4 protein-coding genes are annotated in these 7,488 nt (G+C 57.5%); 3 read left to right on the top strand and 1 reads right to left on the bottom strand.

The features are described 5' to 3' along the window. Window positions 1-1,066 precede the first annotated feature (1,066 nt). Window positions 1,067-2,392, bottom strand: a complete 1,326-nt coding sequence (locus MHA02_RS21350) for a polysaccharide biosynthesis/export family protein (RefSeq protein WP_147082543.1) — start codon at window positions 2,390-2,392, stop codon at window positions 1,067-1,069. A gap of 683 nt (window positions 2,393-3,075) precedes the next feature. Here MHA02_RS21350 and MHA02_RS21355 point away from each other — a divergent pair. The 3 genes from MHA02_RS21355 to MHA02_RS21365 all read left to right on the top strand — a co-directional run bounded on the left by MHA02_RS21355 (window position 3,076) and on the right by MHA02_RS21365 (window position 7,225). After that, window positions 3,076-4,077: a glycosyltransferase gene (locus tag MHA02_RS21355; protein ID WP_147082545.1), complete on the top strand. Its 1,002-nt coding sequence runs from the start codon at window positions 3,076-3,078 to the stop codon at window positions 4,075-4,077. A gap of 1 nt (window position 4,078) precedes the next feature. Then, a complete protein-coding gene (locus MHA02_RS21360) occupies window positions 4,079-5,182 on the top strand; it encodes an FAD-dependent oxidoreductase (protein WP_147082547.1) in 1,104 nt (367 codons plus the stop codon). Between the two features lie 270 nt (window positions 5,183-5,452). Continuing rightward, window positions 5,453-7,225 (top strand): GumC family protein, encoded by a 1,773-nt coding sequence (locus MHA02_RS21365; protein ID WP_147082549.1) that lies wholly within the window; start codon window positions 5,453-5,455, stop codon window positions 7,223-7,225. Window positions 7,226-7,488 lie beyond the last annotated feature (263 nt).

Consider the following 7,488-nt stretch of genomic DNA (forward strand, 5'->3'; position numbering starts at 1 on the left):
CGTCGCTGCGAACGGTAAAGCTTTTCGTCGAGATCGGTAGCATGCAGCACCTCCGTCCGATGGGCGCATCCGTCAAAGACAGCGTGCGCAGCGACCCTGGATACCTAGCCCCCCAAACGATTTAAACTTATGCTAATAATCCCCACTTGACGGATAGAAGCCTAACTCCCACCTGCGGCGATTACTTAGCAGTACAGCTATGATAAGGTGCGAGCGCGTCGTAGTTATCAGAAAATGCTAACCAGTCTTTTGATCAATTGCAACAATTAACTATTGCCCTGCGGGGTCTAATCTGCGCAGGATTTCAAGTTAACTTACTAGAATATCGCTCGCGCCGAGGCGACGGTCAGGATAATGAGATCGAATGACTCTGCTATCTGATTGACGACGTCCGCCATCGCCCTGCTCGGCACGTTCTCCAGGATGCACTATCCTCGGTCGAACCACCGCCGACCTGCAGCGTGAACGCGAAGGGTTTTAGGTTGTGCGGCGCACCGAAGCAATAATTTTTGCCGTCAATTTAATGTTCCGTCGAATTTCCCGCCCCACACTCTTGGTGCCGTAGATAACAATCCTGTTTTTATAACAATTGTTAATACACTTCATGAATACAGTACTATAGTATGCTGAAAGCTGATTCGGGCGGATGACATGCGTCTCGTCGCCGTCAACCGATCAACTTCGGACGGCCGGAGCCAGGAAAGAAGTGATCCCGGAGGTATTTATCAAATAATATCAAAGGCCTATCGGTGCGATGGTTGGGGCGTCACGAGGCCTGAGAGTGCCATCGATCGGAACTCGGCGAGCTTAAGATTTGATTAATTCGTAGTGCATCAAACGGAATTGGGCAGAATATCTAGAGTGTTGAGAGCCGCGATGGCATCCCCCTCTTCGCGGTTAGGCGATGCGGCACAGCAGCGCTCGCGTGTCTCCAATCCGACCAAGCTCCTGGCATAGTCTTCTTCGGGAAGATCAAGAATTGATCGCCCGACAGGCGATGGCATGAGTGTATCGGCTGCGCTCCCTGTGCTGCAAATCGAACGCGAGATGGCAATTTCCGCGTCGGTTATTGCTGAGAGTTCGCCACCCGACCGGTCCCTGTGGTGCTGCGTACCTCCAGTACATCGCCGGGATCGAGGAAATCGTCCTTTTGCGCAGACAGTACCGAAGCTTTGCTCCCTACCGTGCGATGGATCGTGAAGTCGAATTTTACTTCAAGATCCCGCAGTGCACTTGCCGAGCTGTCTGTCGATAACAGGTTCTCGATGAGCGTGCTTCGGGTGATCGAGAGTTTCTCAATATTCTTTTCGCTTGTATGTAAATTCGACAAAAGATTTACACGGCGCTCCATCTCAAGTGTTTGGACACGATTGATCGCCTCCTCCCTTTCGTTTTTGGCCGTTTCGACCTGAACTGCAGTTTGAAGTGCGCGCGTTGCCGACAATAAGCTCATCCGACGAGCTTCCATCGTACGTTGAGCTGAGGTGATGCCGCGTTGCATGAAATCGGCCACTTTGGCAGCCTCGGTCGCATCGGCTTTTGCGCCCTCATCCTCTTCGATATACTGCTTGCTGAGGACTGCCACGCGGGCAGTTGCCCGGACGACTGCCGCTTGCGCGGCGTCGCGTCCCGTCCGAAATTTGTCGACCCGTGCGGCAAGTTGTGCGGCCTCACCTCTCGCAACGGCGGCTTCGACAGGATCCCGGCTGGCCTGGGAGGCCTCGCCACTGTCGAAGGTGGTCTCGCCTTTGATCTCTGCCTTGGTGGCTTTCAGTTTGATCCGCTCTTGCAGGATCTCGAATTCGACGTCCTTGAGCCGACCTTGGAGATCGTCCGCGTGCCGGGCATCTTCGCCCCCCTTCGACTTGCGTCCTTCCCCCCCGGACGCCGCGACGACTTGGCGGACCGTCATGCCTGGTCGAAACGCCTGAGGACCAACGGTCTCCACTTCGCCCGAGACGTATACGGGCCGATAGGCGGCAACGTCGACCGTCACATCGTCTGGAGACAGGGTGAAGAAGACCTCACGCCCGTCCTGCGTGATGAAACGGATATTTCTCTTCGAAAGCGCAGTCCGGACCGATGCTCGGAGCTTGTCGAGACCCACTCCCGCAGCCTCGAACGTGCCAGCGAGTGGCACCACGAGCTTCCCATCGCCGCCTACGGTGATTTTCCAATCCGAATTGGGGATGCCGGCAATGAACACATTGATCGAGTCGCCCGCGGCCAGACGATAATCCTGAGCGAAACTGCGACCGCTCAAGGTTGCGAGCCCAATGAACATTACGGCTGTCGTGAAACGATGCTTGCGCGGCCGATTTGCCATCGCGTTCGAGCCCTCATCAATGAATACTGCAAGATGGCAGTTACGGTTGTTCTTGAAGTTGGTCAATTCGTTGCCAAAATGCTGCCAATCGCCAACAGCGAAAGCCAGAGGTGGCCGATCGGGTCGCGACGATCGTGCAGACTGCCGAAAGTCTACGGAACAGCGACCTGACCGACACGACCGGGCAGCAATCTGCGTCCTTGAAATACGGGTTCAGGTGTCGGCAGGACCGAAACTAGCAATTCTTGCTATTTTCGTTCGCCAACCACTGCCATGCCTTCCACCCCCACGTGAGGCGGTCGGGATCGCCGTAGTCTGAAAGTTCAACGAAGGGCTCCAGCCCGGCGAGAGTTCCGCCATATGAACGCACGATCTCGATGAACAAGAGCACGTCAGGCCGCCAGTCCGGAGGTCGCCAGATCGCGTCGCAAGCGAGCCAAGTTTAGCGATTGTCGAACTTCGAGATGGCGAACCCGCGCCTTCGCCGCCGCGTCGCTGTGGCGCTGAGGACAACGCCACCCATCAGGAAGCGACGACAACCGCTGTCTCGTCTGATTGGAACGAGCTACTGCTTAACACTCATTCAACGTTTTGTTGTCTGTCGTTCTGCGCTTTATCGATCAATCTCAGCAATACATGCTGTGCAATTGGGCTGATCAAATCTTTCATCTTCGGGTCCCATTCGCTAGCCTCGCATCCTGGTCGAGCGAACTCACCGGTTTGCCCCCATTGTGTCACGGGAGGCGCACTTGCTTCAGCGCTTGGAAGTTCCGCAATCACGATTCATGCTCTCCGTCGTCATGGTGGTGCAGTCCTTCGATGCCGAGATCGCGAAGGACATCGTCAGAGTTGCTAGAGCGGTGAGTTCTCAGCTTCGCGATTGCGAGATCATCCTGGTTGATGAGACGAGTTCGGACAGCGTCGCAGGGGCATTGCGAGACCACATCGATCGGAGCGAGATTGGCAATATCCAAATGTTCCGCCTCATATCTCAGGTCGGGTTTGAGGCAGCTGCTTGGGCCGGGATCGAGAATAGCTTGGGAGACTATGTAGCCGTTCTGAATATCAACCCGGAAATCGCTCAGACTATTCCTGATATGCTGCAGAAGATTTCCGAAAAGTACGAACTAGTCTTTATTCAGAACGTCGCGCCGGTGGACCAATCGGTGTTCGAGGCTGCGCTCGCACGCCTCTTTCGTAGGACCTACAAGGTTCTGACGGGTCTCGATCTGACACGGGAAGGGGCACAATCGCGCCTCATGAGCCGGCGACTAGTAAATTTTTTGCTGCAACACCCGCAACCGGTCTTCCGCTACCGTACATTACCAGCGCTCGCCGGCTGCTCGAAATGCACCATCGTCTATAACGGCCACCGCAGACCGACGGGTGAGAGCCGTTTCGTGCACAGAGCGCGCCGCGCCTGGTCTCTGTTGCTGAACAGCTCGACGGCGCCGATGAGACTTGCCTCCGGATTGGCAGTGTCGGGCGCTATCTTGAACTTGATCTATTCGGGCTATGTGCTGGGCGTCAGCATGTATAAAGCAGATGTAGCACCCGGTTGGGTCACGCTTTCATTGCAGCAGTCCGGTATGTTCTTCTTGTTTTCGATCGGTCTGTTCATAATCGCCGAATATTTCATTCATGTTCTTCGGCAGCGGGGTGCCGGGCCGCCGTATTTTATCGTGGGAGAATCGAACAGCTCGCTTCAGCAGGTGAAGCACCGTCTCAACATAGAAATGGCGTCCGATTGAAATGCTTACGGCCGTCGTCATCGGGGGTGGATTCTACGGTTGTAGCATCGCGCTCTATCTCGCCCAGCAGCGAGGCTTCGCCGTGACGCTGCTCGAAACCGCGCCGCAGATCATGCAGCGTGCCTCGCTCGTGAATCAGGCCCGCGTCCACAATGGTTATCACTACCCGCGCAGTCTCACGACCGCCGCTCGAAGCCGGGCGAACTATCCGCTCTTCGTAGCCGCATATGCCGAGTCCGTGGTTCGAGACTTTACGAAGCTCTATGCTCTCGCGCGGATCGGCTCGAAGATTAACGCGAAGCAGATGGAATCGTTGTGCCGATCGATCGATGCTCCGCTGGTCCGCGCCCCGCGGGAGATCGAAGCTCTGTTCGCCCCGAACACCGTCAGCGACGTCTACATCGTCGAGGAATACGCCTTCAACAGCGCGATACTCGCGCGCAAAATCGAGGCGGAACTGCTGGCGGCAGGAATCGACATACGTCTTGCGACCGAAGCCCTCGCGGTCGAACAGGGACCGGGCGGTGTGCGAGTGGAGGCCCAGCGCGGCTTGGAGCATTACGTTTTCGATGCCGATCTGGCTTTCAACTGCACATATTGCAATCTCGGGCAGTTCGCGTCGAAATCGACCGAGATGGCTCAGGTCCTCAGGCATGAGCTGACCGAGATCTCCCTCATAGAGCCCCCGGATGAACTCAAAGCGTTCGGCATCACCGTGATGGACGGCCCATTCTTCTCCTGCATGCCGTTCCCGACCGCCGGACTCCACTCCCTGACCCATGTCCGCTACACGCCACATGCGACCTGGGACGAGGACAGGAATCTAGCACCCGACCGCATTCTGCACGGAGACGGTCACCAGACCCGCGTCGATTGGATGTTGCGCGACGCACAGCGTTTCTTGCCCGCGCTCGGGCGGTCGCGATACGTGCGCTCGCTTTACGAGGTCAAAACGGTCCTCAAGATCAACGACGGCAATGATGGTCGGCCGATCATGCTTGCGCGATCGCCTCCGTACGGGAAAATGTTTTCGGTACTGGGTGGGAAGATCGATAATATCTATGACATCATCGAGCGGCTCAACAGTGAGGACCTTGCGGCGTGACCCCCGTGATTGGGCTCATCGTTGTTCAAGCGATCTTGAGTATGCAGATCATGACACCCTGTGCCGATCGCTCGTGCCGCGTTCCGATAGTATGAATGTGAAGCCTGGCCCTCTATTGCAGCAAGAGCAGAGAACCGCTTCAAGCACGTTCCACGATTTGATACTTTGCGCGTGTGTCGTGTATCGTCTTCTTAAGAATTATCTATTCAAAACATAATTCGCTTTTGTGCCACCCGCCGATCGACCCTAGTACAGCAAGGGCCTTTCACTATGCTGAAGCTGAAAGACGAGACGATTTTTCAGAACGAGCGGTCGTCTGTCGGAACTGCGAGGCCGGCCAATGTCATGACGCTGGCATCGATCCTCGGTGCCATTCGCCGGCACATCAAGATGATCGTGGTAATCTTCGCGATCTGCCTCGGCGCGGCCATCGCCTATCTTATGACGGCGCCGCCGCGCTACACGGCATCGACCTCGCTGATGATCGACACCCGGAAAAGCCAGATCATCAAGCCGCAGTTCGGCTCCGATCCGCCGCTGGACGCGAGCATCATCGAGAGTCAGGCCGAGATCATCAAATCCGACGACCTTCTGATGAAGGTGGTCAGAGACAACAAGCTTATCGAAGATGCTGAATTCGCTCCCCAGCCGGACGACGATCAGGGCAATTTCTGGGACAGCTGGCTCGGCCGGGCCCCAGTTCCGATGAGCACCGAGGCTCTCGAGCGCACGGTAGCATTCGCGGTTTCGAGGAATCTGAGCGTTAAGCGAGTGGGACTGTCTTACGTACTCGACATCCGCTACGTCTCGCTGTCACCCGTCCGTGCCATGATGATCGCCAACGCAATCGCTAGCGGCTACACCAATGGCGAGACGGAATCGCGTTACGATGCGACACGCAAGTTCAACAGCTGGCTGAAGGAACGGCTCGCGGAGTTGCGGGAACAGACGATCGCGGCCGACCGCGCATTGCAGGCCTTCAAGACGGATATCAACCGCGCTTCGACCAGTGCCGAAGCGCAGGTCACGCTTCGCAACCTCGAGAGCACGGTAACAGCGACGAAGTCCCTTTATGATGCGTACCTGCAGCGCTCGATCGACACGGCCCAGCAGCAGGATGTTCCGACGAACGAGGCGCGCATCATCAAGACCGCCTCGATTCCGCTCAAGCCAAGCTCGCCCAACTCCATCGTCATTCTCGGTCTTGCCATCCTCGGAGCAAGCGGTCTGAGTGGGCTCTATGTCGTCGCTCAGCAGGCGCGCATCCAGACCTTCGACACCGCCGAGCGCGTAGAGGCCACAACCGGGCTCAGATGCCTGGGTGTGCTTCCGGATGTCGCCGCAGGCAGAGGGCTCAGGCTTACGCGCGCAACCCAAGGAGAGTTCGACCTGACGCTCGCGCGAAGCGTCTGTAACGCGCCCTTCGACCGGCCATTCCGCCAACTGAAGCTAGAGTTGGATGCGCGGTGCCGCGACACGGCGTGTGTCGTCGGCATCACCTCGTCCCTGCCGCGCGAAGGCAAGAGCCTGATCGCTTTCAATCTCGCCTTGACCGCGAGCCGCTCCAGGGAGCGCGTTCTACTGATCGATGCGGCTTGCCGGGGCGAGGGTCTGTCCGCTGCCTTCAACGCCTCGAGCAATGACGGCCTGCGCGACGTGCTGTCCGGACAGGTTCAGGCGCCCGACGCGGTTGTCAGGCTGGACGAGTTCGATTTCGATTTCTTCCCGAGTGGGTCCCAGGGCTCCGGTTGGTCGCAAGCTGCGCTTTTCAACCAGAATCGGCTTGAAGGTCTGCTCAAGCAACTGCGCCCACACTACCACAAGATCTACGTCGATCTGCCCTCCGTCTACGAGGTTATCGAGGTCAAGAGCTTCATAGCTTGCCTTGATGAGGTATTGCTGGTCGTGCAGGCGCACCGGACCCGGACTAAGATCGTTGCCGAGGCGGCCTCGGTGCTCTCCGGCCGTTTCGATATGGTCGGGGGGGTCGTACTGAACCGCGCACGGCCCCAGCGCAGGAGCCTGGCCAACGAAGGTCTCTGACCTTCTCGAAATCTCCGGTCGATCCTCGATTCGATCGCATCCGACAAGACAACGCAGCTTGCGGGGCGCGGTCTCGACATGATCACTTTGCGCCGGCACGGCACGATGAGCTTTCGAGGTCTATGGCGACATCGGGCCGGGGAGTTTTACGCGCGGGGCTTTCATCTGAATGCGCGGCTCTCATACGGCTTCCGCTTGATCGGATCGGGTAGCGCGGGTCTCCACCTCCCCCCTGCAAGGAGAGGTCAGGGGGGGGGGGGGGG

This window comes from Methylobacterium haplocladii, from assembly GCF_007992175.1.
Classification (GTDB): domain Bacteria; phylum Pseudomonadota; class Alphaproteobacteria; order Rhizobiales; family Beijerinckiaceae; genus Methylobacterium; species Methylobacterium haplocladii.

Excerpts from the sequence above, each read along its gene's own strand:
- MHA02_RS21360 (WP_147082547.1), top strand. The coding sequence starts at position 4,079 with ATGCTTACGGCCGTCGTCATCGGGGGTGGATTCTACGGTTGTAGCATC.
- MHA02_RS21365 (WP_147082549.1), top strand. The coding sequence starts at position 5,453 with ATGCTGAAGCTGAAAGACGAGACGATTTTTCAGAACGAGCGGTCGTCT.